Here is a 19,421-nt window from a genome sequence, read left to right as displayed (position 1 = left end):
AAAAATTTTGGACATGAAAGAACAGCGGTTCGGGATTGAAATCGAGATGACAGGCTTGACCCGTGAGGCTGCCGCACGTGTGCTGTCCGAACATTTAGGGAATCCCGTCAGCCGCGACGGGGGGTATTACGGCGAATATTCTGTTTTGGACAGTGAGAGCCGCCGCTGGAAGGTCATGAGCGACGGCAGTATCACCTGTCAGAAAAAAGAAGGAGGCAGGCTTGTTCCCGCGGACCATGATTACAGTGTGGAGCTGGTCAGCCCCATCTGCCATTGGGGTGACATCGAAATCATCCAGGAAATCGTGCGGAAACTGCGCGGCGCCGGAATGATCGCCGATAAAAGCTGTGGGATCCATGTGCATGTGGACGCCTCTCCGCACAACGCGAACACTCTGCGCAACATCACCAATATCATGGCTGCGAAAGAGGATCTGATCTATAAGGCCATGCAGGTGGAGGTTGCCCGCGAGCACCAATATTGCAGAAAGGTCGATCAGCGTTTTCTTGAAGAACTCAATCGCAAAAAACCCAGAACGCTCAATGAGGTCAGCCGCATCTGGTACGGAGGCGCAGACCGGAGCTACCACCATTACGACGATTCCCGTTACCACTGCCTGAACTTACATAGCGTGTTCCAAAAGGGCACAATTGAGTTCAGGCTTTTTAATTCCACCACTCATGCCGGAAAGATCAAGGCATATATCCAGTTCTGCCTCGCCGTTTCCGCGCAGGCCCTCAACCAGCGCTGCGCCAGCAGGCAGAAAACCCACAGCACCAATGAAAAATACACTTTCCGCACCTGGCTTTTACGGCTTGGGCTGATTGGGGATGAATTCAAAACCGCCCGGCTGCATCTGCTGGAGCATCTGGACGGCTGTATCGCGTGGAAAAACCCCGAGCAGGCTATACAGCAAAAGCAAAGGTTACGGCAGAAAAAAGAAAAAGAACTGGAATCGGCCGCAGAAAGCCAAGCCCAACAGGAGACTGCAACGGCCACTCCACAGCAGGAACCGGCCGGGGAGGACGAGTCCCCGGCCCTTGTCATGCGTATGTAAACATATAAAGGAGATGTGTTTTTGTGAGCAAATCTATGCTGTATATCGCTTACGGCAGCAACCTTAACCTTCCGCAGATGGCTTACCGCTGCCCGACCGCCAAAGTGGTTGGAACAAGCGAGATCAGGGATTATGAACTGCTGTTCCGTGGCGGACGCCGTGGGGCGGTTGCCACCGTGGAGCCGCTCAAGGGGGCGAATGTTCCCATTCTGTTATGGAAGATCCGGCCTGCCGACGAGCAGGCACTCGACCGGTATGAAGGATACCCCCATTTTTATCACAAAGAGATCCTGCCGGTGCAACTTGGGGGAAAGACACAACCGGCCATGGTCTACATCATGAACGACAGGCATCCCTTCGGGACCCCTTCGGATTACTACCTGGGAGTCATCATGGAGGGTTATAAAACGGCGAACTTTGATACGGATTTTCTGGAAAGGTCCGTGGAAAAGTCCATCCGGCTGGCCGAAGAACAAGAGCAGTCCGAACAGGAATCACCGGATCTGGAACAAGGCAGTCTGTTCAATATGAAATGGAAATAACGCTCAATCGATTATTGCAATAGGAGCGTAAAGCGGACGCCCTACTACCCGCCGGGGTGTCTGTTCTTTTCTGCCCAAAGGAGGAATGCTTCATGGCCGCACCCGCTGTGGCCCTTGCAGTTAAGGCGGCGGTTGCCGCCGCCACAGACAAACGGACGTGGAAGGTGATCGCAGTAACCATCACCGCTGTCCTGATGCCCTTTATTCTTGCCGTACTTTTACTCATGAGTTTTCTCTCCGGGGGCGCGGCACACAACAACGACGCTGTGAATCTCGCCTTCCACGGAGGGACGATCTCCTCGGATGTTCCCTCTGAATATCGGCAGCATATTGAAGAAATGCAAGATGCGTTCAGCCAGCTGGACGATGCGATCGCTCAGCTGCATATTGAATCCGGGGACGGAAGCCTCGACTCCACTCGGGTCAAGGCTGTTTTTTATTCTCTGTATTTCGGCGCCGACTCCCTGCAGGGGGTGGACTACGATTCGTTTGCCGGCTGCTTTGCAAAAACGGAAACCCGCACCCGCACTGTTCAGAATCCGGATGGAACCCATACTGAACAGAGCTATGACGCAGCTGTTCCGCTGACTGATCTCAATCAGGTCTTTAAGAATCTTGACAGACTCCTCGGCCGGACCGTCACGGACGATGAAAAGTCCAATGCCGATGAAATCTATCAAAGAGCTTTGGGCGAAACCGGCACAGGGCTTACCGTCTCATCGCAAGTCCCCTCCACTGCCGGCCTGATTTCCCCCTGTCGGAAGTAACTGGCGGGCACTGGTCACCTCGGAATTCGGGCCCCGCATTGACCCGATCAACGGAAAAGCCACTGTCCATACAGGCATCGATCTGGGCGTACCGACCGGCACACAGGTCCATGCGGCGAAGGATGGAACTGTTTCCAAGATTGCCTGGGATCCTGACGGCTATGGGAATTATCTTATAATCGGCCATGGCGGCGGGCTGGTCACTCTGTACGGACACTGCTCCCAAATTATCGCCCATGCAGGGCAAGCTGTCAAAGCCGGCGACGTCGTCGCACTTTCTGGAAACACCGGCCACAGCACAGGCAGCCACCTGCACTTTGAAGTGCGCATCGGCGGCAAGGCAGTCAACCCCAGAGGGTATCTGCCGTAAAGCAAGCCCCGTACATACAGGAGACCTTTTAATATAAACCGATCGAAGCCGTCTCTTGGGAGGCGGCTTTTTGTGCTTCGAAGGAGGTAAAGCATGCTGAACCTCAGTGGCATGTAATCCGAGAAGCAATCATATGGAGGCAGGCCATGCGACTTGTCTATATTTTTCAAAAGAGGTGTGATTCAGATGGTGATCAAACTCGGTGTGGATAACGGAAACTACAACACCAAATCCTCAGAGGGGATGCTGTACGCCTCCGGGTACGCGGCAAGCGATAAGGAATTCATCACGGATGAGATGCAGCTCTGCTATGGCGGCAGATATTACGCCATCGGTGAAAAGCGAGTGCGGTTTCAGCAGGATAAGACGAAAGCTCCTGATACCTTTCTTCTGACGTTGCCGGCCATTGCGTCCGCCATGAAAAAGGCGGGTGTTCGGGAAGCCGATGTCATTCTGGGCGTAGGGTTGCCCATCGAAGCATACGGAATGCAGAAAGACGCCTTCCGCCAATATTTTCTGCGCGGAAATCTGACTTTCCGGTTTGAAGGAACGGATTACCACTGCCACATTGCGGACTGCAAGGTGTTCGCCCAGGGGCATGCGGCGCTGTGCCGGTATTACCCTCAGCTCCGGGCATACCGCAGCATCACTCTGGCGGACATCGGGGGGTATACGGTAGATGTTCTAACCATGCATGGCTCCAAGCTGGACCGATCAAACTGCACAAGCCTCCGGATGGGCACCATTACGCTCTATACCCGCATTCAGGACATCCTGCGGCGGCGGGACATCCTGCTGACCGACGAGCTTGTCACCGACGCCATCCGCGGTAAAATTCAGCACGCGGATCAGGATTTCATCCGGCAGACCGTGGAGCAGGAGATGCAGAAGTATATCAGGGAATTGTTCAACACGCTGCGGGAACGGGGCCTCGACCTGAAGCTCCCCACCGTGTTCGCGGGTGGCGGCGCGGAACTGCTCGGCGGCATGCTGCGTGACAGCAGCGTCAATACAGTGGCCGTTCTGAACCGCTTCGCCAATGCGGACGGTTATCGTCTGCTGTTGGGGTGAGCAGGATGAGAAAACGCTTCAATGTCTCCTTCGATTTGCAAGCCGCGCGGCACAGAGAAGCGGCCCGCCTGCTCGATGAGCAGCCCGTCGGGCAGCGCACGGAATTTATTGTGGATTGTATCCTGCGATATGACCAGGCGGTGAAACTGGAAAAGATCGTCCGCATGACCATTCAGGAGGGACTGCGGTATTTCACCGATTACCAAGCGCCGTCCGACCCGCCTGCCTTCTCTGCTGTTCTGCAACTGGATGAGGCAAATCTTTCGGATGTGCCGGACAGCCTGCTCCACGCGATGGATGACCCATAACTCCGCTCATACGCCTTGTTGGACGTCAGCACTCTCACGAGAAGGCATCGCATATCGGTATCATGCGCCCTGTTGGGTGTTTGGAGCAACAATTCGCGCCTGCTCAACTTTCTGTATGCACCCTGTCAGGTGTCTGGCCTTGTACCCTTCAAGCTCTGTCAGTTGCAGGACCAATACGGAAATCCCGGTCACTTGGGAGGAATTGAGGGGCCAGACTGTCGAAAGTTGCCCTTACCATCCGGCTGACCGAAGCTGGAACCTGCTGACAGATGATCCCTCCCTGAGCCAGCCGACCCAGGCGCCCGAGATACGAATGTAAAGTGTCGACATAGGATCAAAGGCCGTAGACGTTGGTTTGAAAACAGAAAAGCCTGCTCCTCGCCCATGTCGCCGCCCGTGTGGCCCCGTGTCGCACTTTCTCCGCAGAGGTCACACAGCTGCACCGTGAGACGGTAAGGCCCGGTGCTGGGGCTTTGTGCGGAAATCTGCACAGCCAAACGCTCCGCTTTCGGGGAGTGAACCATGGGGTCGAAAACGATGCGGGTTAAAGCAGCGGGGTCGCGGTGCGCCCCCGCTGCGGCTCACACCGCCCCGCAATGCGGGTCGGGGAACGATTTGCTCCGGGGTCGGATTTCGGCCCCTGGGGTCGGTTCCGGGGTCGGCGGCTGAAAAAACAACCGTAAACCCGCATCTTTACGCCTTTACAGAGGGGTCATGACAGGAGTCATGGCCCTTTTTGTATAAAACAGAATGGAGGAAAACAATGCCGGAAGAAAGAGTAAACAAGAAGAAATTCCCGCTGTGGATGTACCCGGAAACACGCACTCTGATCGAGAAATGGTACAAACAGGACAACTGCCAGAGCCAGAGCGAGTTCATCGAAAAGGCCGTCCGTTTCTACTGCGGCTACATTTCGGCGGAGGACGGCGTGCGCTATCTGCCCGCCGCCATCACGTCCGCCATGACCGGAATGGTGGACAGTCTGGAAAGCCGGATGGCTCGCCTTATTTTCAAACTGGCTGTCGAGATGAGCATGATGATGAACATCCTCGCGGCAAACGTAGATGTGGACGAAGCCATGTTGCGCAGGCTGCGTGGCAAGTGCGTGAACGACGTTAAAAGGTCTGTCGGTTCCGTCACCTTCGAGGATGTGGTGAAATTCCAGAAGGGTGAGTAACGGCCATGCCGAAAATCATCTTTAAGTGCCGGTATCTCAAGGACGGAACCCATGCCGCCAACCTCGTGGAATACATGGCGACGCGCGAGGGCGTGGAGAAGCTTCCGGCGAATATCCGCGCCCTGCCCTCCACGGCAAAACAGCAACGGCTCATCGGTGATCTGTTGGCTCAGTTTCCCGATACCGCGGACCTGTTCGAATATGAGGACTTCCAGAAGCGGTCTACCATTGAGAACGCCTCGGAATTCATCACGGCGGCGTTGGAACAAAATCTGGATCAGCTCGGGCAAAAGGACGTGTACGTGCAATATATCGCCACCCGCCCTCATGTGGAGAAATCCGGCACGCACGGCCTGTTTTCAGATGCCGGGGCGCCACCAGTATTGTCCGAAGTGGCGGAGGAAGTCTCCCATCACACGGGAAACGTCTGGACGCCGATTATCAGCCTGCGGCGGGAGGACGCCGCCCGGCTCGGGTATGACCATGCCGCGGCGTGGATGGCGCTTCTGCGCAAACAGCGCAACCTGTTCTCCGAGCAGATGAAGATCTCCCCGGAAAACCTGCGCTGGTACGCGGCTTTTCACGATGAGGGCCATCATCCACACTGCCACACGATCGTCTATTCCATCGATCCCCGTGAGGGTTACGTTACCAAACCCGCCATCAACAAAATGCGGAGTACGCTGGCGCATGAAATCTTCCAGCAGGACCTGATGCAGATCTATCCGGAGCAGACCGCACGCCGCAACGAGCTCGCCGAACAGAGCCGTGCCGCGCTTTCCGAAATCATCGGGCAGATGGAATCCGGTGTCTACGAAAACAAGGTTATTGAAGATCTGATCTCCCGGCTTGTCGAACGCCTGAAATACACCTCGGGCAGAAAACAGTACGGTTACCTCAAGGCCGAGCTCAAGACCATCGTCGATCAGATCGTGGATGAGCTGTCAAAGGACGCGCGGGTGGCGGAAGCCTACCAGGCATGGTACGAACTACAAAACGAGGTTCTGCACACTTACGCCGACAAGCTGCCCGGCCCGCTTCCGCTTTCCCAACAGAAGGAATTCAAGCACATCAAGAACATCGTGATCGAGGAAGCCCTGCGCATCAATGAACGGCAGATCACGTTTGAGGGCGACGAGGGCATTGAGGCTCAGGCGGATACGGCAGCTGATCAGGCCGATCGGGTGTATGAGCCGGAGGATGAGCCAGACGATGAATCCCCAGAAGACGGGAATTTTCCGGACAGCACATCAGAAGGCCCGGAACCCATTGAAAGTCCGCCCGCGACACCCCACCCATATATCGAATGGAGCGACCGCTACAAACAGGCCCGTGAATTTTTGTACGGGAAAGACGATATGGAGCCGGATTTAGCTCAGACGCTCCGGCTGTTTCAAGAAGAAGCCGATGCTGGAAACGCACTCGCCATGCATGATCTCGGACGCATGTACGCAGACGGACTGGGGATAGAAGCCGATGCGGGGATTTCTTTCACCTGGTACGAAAAGGCCCTCACAGCCTTTTATGAGATTGAAACGGGGAAAAGCCACCGCTATGTGGAATACCGCATCGGCAAGATGCATGCGGCTGGCAACGGCACCGATCAGGATTATGAAGAAGCGGCGGGCTGGTTTGAGAAATCTGCCTCGGAGAATTACAAGTACGCGCAGTATTCCCTCGCCGGCCTGTATTACCGTGGCCAGGGCTTGGAACAGAACTACAATACGGCGTTTGTTCTCTATGACAAAGCGGCGCGGCAGCACTTCCCATATGCGTCCTACGAACTGGCGAAGATGTACCGCGACGGTATCGGCACGGCAAAAAATCATGATGCGGCCGCCGCCTGCTTCCGGGAAGCCTTTCTCGGCTTTCAGCAACTGGAGGCTCAGAGCCGCGACGATAAGCTCCAGTACCGCCTCGGACAAATGCTTTATACGGGCACCGGAACGGAACAGAATATCGGCGCGGCGGTGCAATACCTCGAGAAATCGGCCAAGCTCGGGAATGCCTATGCCCAATGTCTGCTTGGAAAAATTTATCTGGCTGTTGAAAGTCCGTTGAATCCGGTTGAAAACTCCTATGCGAACCCCGAAAGTGGCATCTTCTGGCTCACCAAAGCTGCGGATGCCGGAAATGACTCCGCAGAGTATCTATTAGGAAAGCTCTACCGGGACGGCCTGTATGTGGAGCGGAACTCGGAAAAAGCCGTCGCACTGTTCACCGCGGCGGCCAAACAGAAGAACCCCTACGCCGCCTACGCCCTGGGAAAGTTGTACCTCGAAGGAACGGCTGTCGTAAAGGATACGGGTGCCGCAGCCAGATGGCTGACATTCTCGGCCGGCCTCGGCAATGCGTATGCGCAGTACGCGCTGGCAAAGCTGTATCTGGCCGACGAAGATGTGCCAAAGGATGTTCCGCGGGCGGTGGATTTACTCACAAAGGCGGCCCTGCAGAACAATTCCTTTGCCCAATACCGGATCGGCAAGCTGTACCTTCTGGGAGAGGAAGTTTCCAAAGATATGGATGCCGCCTTCCGGTGGCTCACAGACGCAGCGGAACAGAACAACCAATATGCCCAGTACATGCTCGGCAAGCTCTATCTGATGGGGCAGGATGTTCCCCGCGACCGCGAGGCCGCCGCCCGATGGCTGACGGCTTCCGCCGGGCAGGGCAATCCATACGCCCAAATTTTTCTCAATCATCTGGACTCGTTCCGTGATCCGTCCCCGATGCTGGCGGTTACCCGGCTCCTGCACCATCTGAGCCGGATCTTCCGGCAGCAGCAAGGCAGACTGTACGGAGGCCCCTCCATGGAGACGGACAGCAAGCTCCGCCGCCGGCTTCGACAGAAGAAGATGGCAATGGGCCATGCGCCCGACGAGCGGGCGCCCGAACAAACCTATTAAAAGGAGATGCACACCTGATGCAAAAGCATTATCCACAGGCAAAAGAGATCCCGCCCGCCAAAATCAATATGGTGCCGGAAAAGCCGTCCGTACATCAGCGGACGGCCTTTTTTCGCCGGTGCGGGAAACGCAAACGCTGAAAGGAAGGATCCTTCATGTCCTATATCCCGTTCACAGAGGAAGAAAAGCAAAGGGCCAACTCGGTTGACCTGGTGGATTTTTTGCAGAGGCAGGGCGAGCAGCTCGTCCGCTCCGGGCATGAGTGGCGTTGGAAACGGCACGACAGCGTGACGATCCGCGGCAGCGAGTGGTTTCGGCATTCCCGCAAGGAAGGAGGCCACGCGATTGACTTCGTCCAACGGTTTTACGACATGGATTTCCCCGGAGCGGTCACCTTTCTGCTCGGAGGCGAAGGCGGCCTGGAATGGAACCAGACCGCGAAAAGCGCGCCGCCGCCCAAAAAGAACTTCGCGCTTCCGGAGGCCAATCCGGACATGCGCCGGGTGTTTGCCTATCTTCTCAAACAGCGGTTCATCGGCCCGAGCGTGCTGTCGTATTTCGCGCGCGAACACCTGATCTACGAGGACAAAGAATACCATAACGCCGTATTCGTTGGTCTGGATGAGGATGGTGCCGCCCGGCATGCGCACAAGCGCGGCACCTATACCAAGGGCGAGCCTTACAAGGGTAATGTCGAGGGAAGCGATCCGAAATACAGCTTTCACTACATTGGCGAGGACGACACCCTTTATGTGTTCGAAGCGCCGATCGATATGCTCTCTTTTATTTCCCTTCACCTGAAGGACTGGCAAAAACACAGCTATGTCACGCTGGACGGTGTGTCTGAGCACGCGATGCTGCAACAGCTGAAAAGCCATTCGAACCTGAAAAAGATTGTGCTGTGCCTTGATCACGACGAGGCCGGGATTGAGGCCACCGGCAGACTGAAGGACATCCTTGCGGAACACGATTATTACGCCCCCGCTTATATGGACATTCCTGTTTTGCAATCCCGGTACAAGGACTGGAACGAGGATATCAAGGCAAAACACGGCATTACCCCCATCCCTGCCGGGGAGCATCCGAAGCTCGTCCTGCTGCCGGAGATCTGCGAGAATCTGTTCTCCGCATGTGAAACCCTATCGGCCGTTCCGGATCCGAACGCTGTCATTCGGGAATATCACCGGAGGCTGACGCCGCTGGTCGATTCCGAAAAGCTCGCTGCCGCGAATCCGGAAATCGTGGGAGCCTGTCTGCAGAAGATGGCGGCGGGCGCGTTGCTGGCCGCTCAGCGGGAGCTTCGGCAAATGGAACGACCGGAAACGCTCGGGCAGCTGGTCGGAAACCTGCGGGACAGCTACAGGCCCCACCTGGACCGGGGCTGGATGCGAACCAAAGCGGAAGATATTCGCGAGGATGCGGTGAATATAGACCGGCAGTTATTCGCACCCGGCATCCGCACGCTGCAGGAGCGGCTGGCATTGGTTTCGGATTACAGGCGCCTCGCGCTTGACTGCGTGAAGGCGCAGCTTTTTGTCCGGCTGGAACTGTCCCAGCCGCTCCAGGCGCCGGAGGAAGCGGCGCCAAATTTTAGAATGAGCATGTAAGGGAGGTCTTTCTATGCAAATATCTCCGGTTGTCACACTGCTGATCGCCGGATTTCTGATGTTCGCCGTCATCGGGCTTCTGTCCCTGCTGGCGCATTATTATACCCTCAACGGAATCAAATCCCGGACGGTGGGCGACGGCCAGCACGGTACGGCCCGTTGGGCGACCAAATCCGAAATCAAGCACACCTATTCGGAAGTCCCTTTTGAGCCGGAACTCTGGCGGCAGGGCAAAAACCTTCCCTCCGCACAGGGCCTGATTATCGGCTGGCATAAAGCGCCGCTGTTTGACCGGACGGCTCCCCACGGCTACGCGCTGATTGATGACGACGATATCCACTGCCTCATGATCGGTGCGGCCGGCGTCGGGAAAACCGCAAATTTTTTATATCCCAACCTCGAATACGCATGTGCGGCCGGCATGAGCTTTCTTACGACCGATACCAAGGGAGATCTGTATCGCAATTGATACCAAGGGAGATCTGTATCGCAATTATGGGGGGATCGCAAAAGAGTGTTACGGTTACGACGTGGCCGTAATTGATCTGCGCAACCCGACCCGGAGCGACGGGTTCAACCTGAATCATCTGGTCAACCGGTACATGGACGCCTATCTGCGGGACTATGCAAATCTGGCATATAAGGCAAAGGCCGAAAAGTATGCTAAGATTACGGCGAAGACCATCATCGGGTCGGGAGGTTTCGATATCGCTACGGCCGGCCAGAACGCCTTCTTTTACGACGCGGCGGAAGGTCTGCTGACCTCGGTCATCCTTCTGCTCGCGGAATTCTGCCCTCCGGAGAAGCGTCATATCGTCTCCGTCTTCAAACTGATTCAGGACCTGCTCGCACCGAGCGGCGTGAAGGGCAGGACTCTGTTCCAGTTGCTGATGGCGCATCTTCCGGACGACCACAAGACAAAATGGTTCGCGGGCGCGGCGCTCAACAGCGCGGATATGGCGATGCAGAGCGTCCTTTCCACGGCGCTTTCCAGGCTCAACGCATTCCTGGATTCCGAACTGGAGCAGGTTCTGTGTTTTGACACTGCGATCGACGCGGAGAAGTTCTGTAATACCAAGTCCGCGATATTTTTGGTGATGCCTGAAGAGGATTCCACCAAATACTTCATTATCAGCCTGATTGTCCAGCAGCTCTACCGGGAAATTCTTGCCGTAGCTGATGAGCACGGCGGCAAGCTGCCCAACCGTGTCATGATGTACCTTGATGAGATAGGGACCATTCCAAAAATAGAGTCAGCCGAGATGATGTTCTCATCCAGTCGCTCCCGGCGGGTGTCTATAACAGCCATCATCCAGAGCCTTGCTCAGTTGGAGAAAAATTACGGAAAAGAAGGCGCCGCCATCATCGTGGATAACTGCCAGGACACGATTTTCGGAGGTTTCGCGCCCAACAGCGAGTCGGCGGAAACCCTGTCCAAATCGCTGGGAACCCGAACGGTGATGAGCGGGACCGTTAATCGAGGCAAAAGCGACGGCTCGCAGAACCTCGAAATGATCGAGCGTCCGCTCCTTTCGCCGGACGAACTCAAATCCATGCCCAAGGGCAGATTCGTTGTGACGAAAACCGGCGCTTATCCAATGCGCACCCGGCTCAAGCTGTTTAAGGATTGGGGTATCACCTTCGGCAAACCTTATGAGGTTGAGGAAAAGTCGGCCCGGAAGGTGGAGTACGCCGACCGGTTCGAGCTGGAGGAAGAACTCATCCGCAGGAATGCGGCTTATACGGTTGACCCGGACATAGCTGAAGGTGAACCCAGTGCACACGGTGGGATCGAGCATGCGCCTGCGCAGGAGATACGCAATTTTCCGCGAAGAAAAGATCCCGTTCGCATTGAATAGGAGTGATATATCATGGGGTATTTTACATCCCTTTACGCTTCTGAGCTTCCTCACCGCGCGGTTGCCGTGTATATGTACCTGCGCGACCGAGCCGATAAGGACGGCAAATGCTACCCGGCGATCGGTACCATCGCACGGGAACTGAAGCTGTCCAAAAGCACGGTCAAGCGGGCAATTTCCGACCTTGAAAAAAGCGGCCATCTCTGCAAAGAGCCGAGGTGGCGCGAAAACGGCGGAAAATCCTCCAACCTGTATCACATCAAATAACGCTGAAAAAGGCATCACTTCCGCCAGGGAGAAAGTCTGTCTACAGGTGAACCGTGGAACGGTTCATGTTGAACCATGAAAGCGAACCTCCTACTCTAAGCAGATCTAAATCAGAGAAAAGACAAGCGGAAAGGTTTTTTTTCTTTCTTCCTTTCTTTCACCGGTATGGGAGTAACCTCCGCTGTATCCGGGTCAATCAGAATAATTTCCTTGTTCTTTTCTCTGGCATATGTAATGAGATGAGCGGCAGATTCCACAAAAACGAGCATCTGTTCTTTGTAAACCGCCAGAACGGAGCCGGAGCGGTTCACCAGTATTCATTGCAGCGGGGATAACAACTGTTTTTAAGTAAGTGTCAAAACGCCGTCACCTTGACAGAATCAATTGGTGTCGCGCTAAGTTTTCATTGCCCCTGAATGTCCGGCAAATCCGGTGGAAGATATTTGCTTTTGAGCGCGCGCAGAACATCGCTGATGGTGGAAACCGATGCCATATTCTGTATTTCCACCCCCGCTTCCCGAAGCGGGTTGTTACGACGGCTCCCGTGGTTGGTGCCTCTTTTGGGGGATCCAGTTCAGCAAATACCACTCGCGGGTCGGCGATGATTTCTCCATCCGGTTGGCTGCAGGCCAGCAGTGCTTCGAGCCGTACTCTCCGGGAAAAGGTACACAAGCCGCGCAATAAAGTCATCAGATCCGCGCCGGGAAAACGAGTCAATCTGCTGGTGTACATTCGGGCCAAACTCCGCGCCGGAAAAGGCATCTGCTACGAACGGTGGGCCAGGATTTTCAACCTCAAACATGGCATCCAACAGATCCGGAATATTTTTTATTTTTCTATTGACAATAATCTATGTCAATGATAATATAACGATTAAGCAATCGTTTAATCGTTATATTAAGGGGGCTCATCCATGTCGACGAAGGTATTTATGCTTAATGGGTTGGACTGCGCCAACTGTGCCGCAAAAATAGAAACAGAAATTAAAAATATTGAAGGGATTAAGTTCGCTTCAGTAGATTTTGTTTCTAAGAGACTTACTTGGGAAGCTGAGTCGAATACCAATGTTCCTATGTTAGTGGAGAAGATAGAAAGCATCGTAAAAAAAATAGAACCGGATGTGAAAATTGCTTTAGTGGAGAACACTTCTAAGCCTAAAATAGAAGAAAAAGATGACGACGATGACGACGATGAAGAAGATCATAAGAAAGAGATAGTCGAACTGGTGATTGGAGGAACTTTATTTGTTGTTGGATTGATTTTTAAGTTCCAGAACTGGCTTGAACTTACCATATTCTTAATAAGCTATATCATTGTTGGCAGAAAAGTTGTTTTAAGCGCAATAAAGGGGATCGTACGAGGTCAGGTATTCAGTGAGCACTTCCTTATGAGTGTTGCTACAATCGGTGCCTTCTTTGTTGGAGAGTATCCGGAAGGTGTCGCCGTTATGTTGTTCTATCTGGTTGGGGAATTATTCGAGGATATGGCCGTGGATAATTCCAGAAAGTCAATCAGTGAATTAATGGATATAAGACCTGATTATGCAAATTTACGGGTTGGCGAAGAACTCAAAAAAGTATCTCCTGATGAAGTAAATATCGGTAATAAGATTGTAGTAAAACCGGGAGAAAAAATTCCTCTTGACGGCAAGGTCATAGAAGGCACTTCAATGGTTGATACAGCGGCATTGACCGGTGAATCCGTTCCACGTGAGTTAAAACCCGGAAGTGATGCTTTGAGCGGGTTTGTAAATAAAAATGGCGTTTTGACTATTGAAGTTACAAAAGAATTCGGAGAATCTACAGTTTCAAAAATCTTGGATTTAGTACAGAATGCCAGCAACAAAAAAGCGCCAACTGAAAAATTTATAACAAAATTTGCGCGTTACTATACTCCGGTTGTTGTATTTGGAGCATTGGCATTAGCAATTATTCCGCCTTTGGTTATTCCAGGAGCATCCTTCTCTGACTGGATTTACCGAGGGTTAGTATTCTTGGTGGTTTCCTGCCCCTGCGCGTTAGTGCTTTCAATACCATTGGGATTCCTTGGGGGAATTGGAGGAGCTTCAAAAAAGGGAATATTAGTAAAAGGCGGCAACTACCTTGAAGCGTTGAACAATGTTGAAGTAGTTGTTTTTGATAAGACCGGGACTTTAACCAAAGGTGTATTCAAGGTTACAAAAGCGATTTCTGAAAACGGTTATACAGAGGATGAACTGATCAAATATGCGGCATATGCTGAAAGCTATTCAAATCATCCGATTGCACTTTCAATTATAGCTGCTTATCATGCTGAAATTGATAAAGATAAAATTGAGAATTATCAGGAAATAGCGGGAAATGGCATTAAGGTCAATGTCAATGGAAAGGAAATACTTGCTGGAAATACTAAATTAATGATCAGTGAAAACATCCAATACACTGATGTGGATACGTTAGGCACAGTAGTACATGTGGCCATAGACAAAAAGTATGCGGGCAGTATCATAATTTCAGATGAGGTGAAAGAAGACTCTGCAAAAACAATTAAAGAGTTGAAAGCGCTTGGCGTTAGAAAAACAGTTATGCTTACTGGCGACTTGAAGAAGGTGGCAGACAATATCGGCAAGGAATTAGGTTTAGACAAGGTTTATTCTGAACTGTTACCCGCCGATAAAGTTGAAAAAGTTGAATCCCTGGAAGCCCAAAAATCTCACAAGGGAAAGATTGTATTTGTTGGTGATGGAATTAACGATGCGCCGGTACTTGCAAGAGCCGACATCGGTATCGCTATGGGAGGCTTGGGCTCGGACGCTGCGATTGAGGCCGCAGATGTAGTGATTATGACTGATGAACCTCACAAAGTAGCATCAGCGATAAAAATTGCGAAAAGAACGAGAAACATTGTATCTCAGAATATCGTGTTTGCATTAGGAGTTAAAGCCATATTCCTCGTATTAGGAGCATTGGGGTTAGCTTCCATGTGGGCGGCCGTGTTTGCAGATATGGGGGTTGCTCTGATTGCAGTTGTTAACGCAATGAGAGCTCTGAATACGAAAAAAATATGAATCTTTTTATGGTTATATCTTATATTGTTTATATGAAAGGGTGGCTATAATGTCTGAAAACCAGGAAAACATGACAGATCAAGAAAATGCAATGTGTGATATCACTATTGTTCATCAGGATATATTAGATAAAGTGAAAAAAGAAATAACTGACGATGATACTTTGTATAATATGGCTGGTATATTTAAAGTACTCAGCGATCCTACACGCCTAAAAATTATAAATGCGCTTATGCTTTCTGAAATGTGCGTGTGTGATATTTCAGCTTTGCTGAATATGTCGAAACCTGCTATTTCGCATCATCTAAAATCGTTACGGCAAACCCACTTAATTAAATACAGGCGTGACGGGAAAATCGCTTATTATTCACTGAATGATGCACACATTAAAATGATGTTTGATCTATGCATAACGCATATCAAAAAATAATGATACAGGTAAGTTTAGCTGAAATGAGGCGGGGGTGCGCCGGCTGATCTACACCACCAACGTTATTGAAGGCTTCAACCGGCAGCTCTGAAAGGTGACGAAGGCGAAATCGGTCTTTCCGACGGATGACAGCCTGCTCAAGATGCTATATCTGGCCATGATGGACATCACGAAAAAATTGACCGGCAGGCGGCAGGACTGGAGCGTGATCCACGCCCAACTGGCCGTATATTTTGCCGGCCGGATGCTGTGCTTTCTTTTATGTCCATACACTTTCCGCTCAGTTGTCGGGGCGGTATAAGGACGGTACTTATCATGGACTTGGCGCCGGATTTCGGGGAGGCACAACGACGGTGACGGTCGAAGTTTCGGGCGGGAAAGTTACTGCAATCCAAGTGGATTCCAGCATTGAAGCGAACTGAGCCAATCGCGCGGCAATAACATGGAACAACGCTCGAAACCCATATCGTTTTGAAAAGCACTTTTCCGGCAGACCATTCATATAATGGGTTAAAATCAACGGGAGAGGATCGGAAGATATGCCTGATGAAGAATTAAGAGACTATGGCCCCATACCAATCGTAGTGAATATTGAAGCGGTTACGGAGCAAAACGATACCTTCCGTACCGCTTTATGGACAGGGAATCATCTGCAGCTTACGCTGATGAGCATTCGTGTGAACTAAGGCAGGAACAGCCTACTGTACGCTATTCCTGCCTGTCCAATTTTGAAGCGAAAAGGGAGGGCCTCTCAGCGGCTGAAGGCAGATTTATATGAAAGGCGGAGGATTATCATGAGCTATACGCATCCGAACGGACAGCCGCAGGGCGCGGCACAGAAGTTTACGGATAAACTCAGGGAAATCCTGATCAGTGAAATCATCGCGATTAACGGTTACCAAACCCACATTGCCAACTCGGACATTCCTGAAATAAACGATGCCTGGCACAGTATTATGCTCGACGAAAAGCAGCATTACGGCTGGGTGCTGAAGCTGCTCCGCAAATATGATCCGGAGCAGTATAAACAGTTTTTAGCTCATAAGGGCGACAACCCCGGGCCCCAAACACCGGTGTCGCTCTCCCATTCCCAGTCCGGCGGTGCGGCCATTCTGAACGATATCCGGGACGATATCAAGGGAGAACTCGAGGCCGTGATTCTGTATGAAGCGCAGCTTCCAAAATATCCATATCGGGATATCCGCACCACCTTGCAGGCCGTGATTGACGACGAAAAAGGCCACGCGGAGCATCTTACCAGACTGTTGCTGAAATATGACGTCGATCCGTATGATGAATTGGTCTGATTCCGGGCATTTCAGGGAACCGGCAAACTTGAACGGCCGTGAAATCCATTGGAGATGTCACGGCCGTTCTGATTTTCCTGTTACTTCTTTCTCAGATGTTTTACAAGTTTTACGATTTCGACCCAAAGTACCGACGCCGCCGACATTACGATTACGGCGATCGCTTCCGGTCCGGTCAGCGGAGCCAGCTTCACAAAGGCTGAAAGCGGAGTGTATAAGAGCAGGACAAGCATGAAAATGGTTCCCGCAAAGGCCGCCCACATCACCTTGTCTTTGATCAGACGGTGGAATGACTGGAATGCAAAATTCGTTTGGGAACTGTTGACCAGAACCAAAAGTATATTGCTTAGAAAAATAATGGAAAGGCCCATCGCACGGGCAACCGGAGCGTTTACGGCCGGATCCGCCATAAGAACCGTATAATAGGTTCCAAAAGAAGAGGCAAAAACCGTCAGCCCCTGCAGAATGCTTCTGAAGAGACCTTTCGCTCTCATCAGTTTTTCTTTCGGATCACGGGGATCGCGTTCCATCACATTCTGTTCCGCGGGCTGTCGTTCAAAAATGATGGAGCAGGTCGGGTCGATAATCAGTTCCAAAAGGACGACATGGACGGGCAGTAACATAAGGTTCGCCGGATTTACTTTCAGAAGAGGGGCCAGCAGACAGGAAAACGCGATTGGAATGTGAATCGTGAACACATATCCGACCGCTTTTTTGATGTTGTCGTAAATCCGCCTGCCGTCCCTGATGGTATCCACAATCGTCGAAAAATTATCGTCAAGCAGGATGAGATCGGCGGCTTCGCGGGACACCTCCGAACCGCGCTTTCCCATCGCGATGCCGATATCGGCATATTTGAGCGCGGGGGCGTCGTTGACCCCGTCGCCCGTCATTGCCACGATCTCGCCGTTTGCCTTGAAAGCCTTCACGATGCGCATCTTATGCTCCGGGACGACGCGGGAAAAAATGCTGACGGAACGGACACGTTTCTGAAGTTTCTCATCCGTCATCCGGTCGATCTCGTCGCCAGTGACGGATTCCCCGCATGGCATGCCGATCTGCTTCGCGATCGCGCCTGCCGTGATGCCGTTGTCGCCGGTAATCATCACAACGCGGACGCCTGCCTTCCTGCAGCGGAGGATATCCGCTTTTACGGATTCCCTCGGAGGATCCGCAAGGCCAACCAATCCGCAGAACTGAAGGCGGCACTGAGCCAAAGAAGCGGGAACTTCGCCCGCTGTTCCAACTTCCATTCTGCCAACCGCGATCACGCGGAGCCCGCGTGCCGCCATACCGGCGGCTTTTTCCTGCGCTTTGTCCCGTTCGTCCGAATTGAGATTACATAAAGCGAGGATCTTTTCCGGCGAGCCTTTCGCGGCGATCAGGATTTCATTGCCGCGCCGCCAGACATGGCCCATCATTTTTGCCTCATGAGTGAAGGAATATTCCCGAATCAGCCTGCCGCCGAACAGGAAATCCCTGGACAGGCCCCTGCCTTCACAATACGAAATCATGGCCTTTTCCATAGGGTCATATGCGTCCGGTTCACAGGCCATCCCCATAACCGCGCAGAGGTCCCGCTCTTTGCCTTCGTTCGCCCACGTTTCGCATACGGTCATCCGGTTCGTCGTAATGGTGCCGGTCTTATCCACGCAAAGAACCGACACGGCGCCGAGCGTTTCCACAGAAGCCAGCCTGCGCATAAGCGAATGCCTTTTTGCAAGCCGCCATGCGCCCATGGAAAGGAAGACTGTTAAAATAACCGGGAACTCTTCCGGGATCATGGCCATGGCGAGCGTGACGCCGGAAAGGATGCTTTCAATCAGTCTGTCGGTAAATTGGTGGTCCGGGATATTCAGCCAGGTGAAACAGCCTACCAATACGAACAGGACCGCCGCGATGGCCGCGCAGAGCTTCACGAGCCCGCGGGTCTGCCTCTGAAGCGGCGACGGGGCTTCCGGCGCGCCGGCGACATTCACGCCGATTTTTCCGAACTCGGTGGCTTTTCCGATTCGCTTCACGCGGACCAGCGCGCTCCCCTGCGTCACAAGCGTCCCCGCGTAGCAGAAATCGCGCCGCCAGTGCCCGCCGTCTGTATCGGCGGTCCCGAGCGCGACCTTCCAAACGCCTTCCGCTTCGCCCGTCATGGACGACTCGTCGACGCACAGATCATTCGCCTGAAGGATCTCCCCGTCCGCCGGGATCTTGTCGCCTTCGGCAATCAGCATGATATCTCCCGGGACAAGATCGGCGCTGTCGATCCGCCGCTCCGCTCCGTCCCGCAGCACCGTAATGCGCGGCGCCGCGAGATCTTTTAAGGCGTTCAGGGTCTTGTCGGTTTTCCAGCCCTGAACCACATCGATGCTGATCATGCCCAACACAAAAATCAGCATAACCGCTCCGTCGCGCGGCTCACCCAGCAGAAAATAGATGACCGCCGTCACGATAAGCAGCAGAAACATGGGTTCCGACAAGGCTTTTAAAATCTCCCGAAAAAGATTCTTCTTCTTTTTAGGAATCAATTCGTTTCTGCCGAACTGTTTTTGACGCTCCTCGGCTTCTGCCGTCGTCAGGCCGGTTGGATTTGCGGTGTTCTTTTGTTCTGTCATAAAAGTTACCTCCATCATGCATTTCAGCATTTATGCGACAGCTCTATGGCATTGCAAAGACCCAGCTGCAGTCCCAAAAGGGTATAAAAATACCCGTG

The 19,421-nt window shown here is 52.8% G+C and carries 15 protein-coding genes and 3 pseudogenes; 17 read left to right on the top strand and 1 reads right to left on the bottom strand.

Annotated features, from left to right (window positions below; genetic code table 11):
• Nucleotides 1-7 precede the first annotated feature (7 nt).
• From ACIHKT_RS03750 to ACIHKT_RS03670, 17 genes and pseudogenes are all read left to right on the top strand, one after another.
• Entirely contained in the window at nt 8-1,057 is a 1,050-nt protein-coding gene (locus ACIHKT_RS03750; protein WP_086035605.1) for an amidoligase family protein, read from the top strand.
• Nucleotides 1,058-1,080: 23 nt separating this feature from the next.
• A complete protein-coding gene (locus ACIHKT_RS03745; protein WP_174193257.1) occupies nt 1,081-1,599 on the top strand; it encodes a gamma-glutamylcyclotransferase family protein in 519 nt (172 codons plus the stop codon).
• 92 nt (nt 1,600-1,691) lie between these two features.
• A complete protein-coding gene (locus ACIHKT_RS03740; protein WP_404352783.1) occupies nt 1,692-2,366 on the top strand; it encodes a hypothetical protein in 675 nt (224 codons plus the stop codon).
• A 10-nt stretch (nt 2,367-2,376) separates the two neighbouring features.
• On the top strand, nt 2,377-2,736 hold the full coding sequence (locus ACIHKT_RS03735) for a M23 family metallopeptidase (RefSeq protein ID WP_338084226.1): 360 nt from the start codon (nt 2,377-2,379) through the stop codon (nt 2,734-2,736).
• A 189-nt stretch (nt 2,737-2,925) separates the two neighbouring features.
• Nucleotides 2,926-3,807 carry a ParM/StbA family protein gene (locus tag ACIHKT_RS03730; RefSeq protein WP_086036836.1) on the top strand — a complete coding sequence of 294 codons (882 nt, stop codon included), beginning with the start codon at nt 2,926-2,928 and terminating at the stop codon, nt 3,805-3,807.
• Between the two features lie 5 nt (nt 3,808-3,812).
• On the top strand, nt 3,813-4,115 hold the full coding sequence (locus ACIHKT_RS03725; RefSeq protein ID WP_086035604.1) for a hypothetical protein: 303 nt from the start codon (nt 3,813-3,815) through the stop codon (nt 4,113-4,115).
• A 763-nt stretch (nt 4,116-4,878) separates the two neighbouring features.
• Complete coding sequence (locus tag ACIHKT_RS03720; protein ID WP_086035603.1) at nt 4,879-5,292, top strand: hypothetical protein; 414 nt, start codon at nt 4,879-4,881, stop codon at nt 5,290-5,292.
• A 5-nt stretch (nt 5,293-5,297) separates the two neighbouring features.
• Nucleotides 5,298-8,198 carry a MobP3 family relaxase gene (gene mobP3, locus ACIHKT_RS03715; protein ID WP_174403168.1) on the top strand — a complete coding sequence of 967 codons (2,901 nt, stop codon included), beginning with the start codon at nt 5,298-5,300 and terminating at the stop codon, nt 8,196-8,198.
• 17 nt (nt 8,199-8,215) lie between these two features.
• The gene (locus ACIHKT_RS03710; protein ID WP_274379835.1) at nt 8,216-8,338 is read left to right on the top strand and encodes a hypothetical protein; all 123 of its coding nucleotides are present in this window, start codon (nt 8,216-8,218) and stop codon (nt 8,336-8,338) included.
• Between the two features lie 15 nt (nt 8,339-8,353).
• Nucleotides 8,354-9,805, top strand: coding sequence for a DUF3991 and toprim domain-containing protein (locus ACIHKT_RS03705; protein ID WP_404352780.1), 1,452 nt, complete (start codon nt 8,354-8,356; stop codon nt 9,803-9,805).
• Nucleotides 9,806-9,818: 13 nt separating this feature from the next.
• Nucleotides 9,819-11,664, top strand: a pseudogene (locus tag ACIHKT_RS03700) (type IV secretory system conjugative DNA transfer family protein).
• 12 nt (nt 11,665-11,676) lie between these two features.
• Nucleotides 11,677-11,931: a helix-turn-helix domain-containing protein gene (locus tag ACIHKT_RS03695; protein ID WP_066648644.1), complete on the top strand. Its 255-nt coding sequence runs from the start codon at nt 11,677-11,679 to the stop codon at nt 11,929-11,931.
• A gap of 913 nt (nt 11,932-12,844) precedes the next feature.
• Nucleotides 12,845-14,977, top strand: coding sequence for a heavy metal translocating P-type ATPase (locus tag ACIHKT_RS03690; protein ID WP_086035599.1), 2,133 nt, complete (start codon nt 12,845-12,847; stop codon nt 14,975-14,977).
• A gap of 49 nt (nt 14,978-15,026) precedes the next feature.
• Nucleotides 15,027-15,407 carry a metalloregulator ArsR/SmtB family transcription factor gene (locus ACIHKT_RS03685; RefSeq protein WP_066648661.1) on the top strand — a complete coding sequence of 127 codons (381 nt, stop codon included), beginning with the start codon at nt 15,027-15,029 and terminating at the stop codon, nt 15,405-15,407.
• A 34-nt stretch (nt 15,408-15,441) separates the two neighbouring features.
• Nucleotides 15,442-15,708: pseudogene (locus ACIHKT_RS03680) on the top strand (transposase); the annotation flags it as partial.
• Nucleotides 15,709-15,958: 250 nt separating this feature from the next.
• Nucleotides 15,959-16,087 (top strand): annotated as a pseudogene (locus tag ACIHKT_RS03675) (cupin domain-containing protein); the annotation flags it as partial.
• Nucleotides 16,088-16,201: 114 nt separating this feature from the next.
• Entirely contained in the window at nt 16,202-16,714 is a 513-nt protein-coding gene (locus tag ACIHKT_RS03670; RefSeq protein WP_086035598.1) for a ferritin-like domain-containing protein, read from the top strand.
• An 80-nt stretch (nt 16,715-16,794) separates the two neighbouring features.
• On the opposite strand, the gene ACIHKT_RS03665 is transcribed toward ACIHKT_RS03670, so the two are convergent.
• The gene (locus ACIHKT_RS03665) at nt 16,795-19,323 is read right to left on the bottom strand and encodes a cation-translocating P-type ATPase (protein ID WP_174403167.1); all 2,529 of its coding nucleotides are present in this window, start codon (nt 19,321-19,323) and stop codon (nt 16,795-16,797) included.
• Nucleotides 19,324-19,421 lie beyond the last annotated feature (98 nt).

Source organism: Caproicibacterium sp. XB2, assembly GCF_044880635.1.
Classification (GTDB): Bacteria; Bacillota; Clostridia; order Oscillospirales; family Acutalibacteraceae; genus Caproicibacterium; species Caproicibacterium lactatifermentans.
The sequence above is the reverse complement of the archived record's forward strand: the minus strand, read 5'-3'. Positions and strand labels throughout refer to the sequence as shown.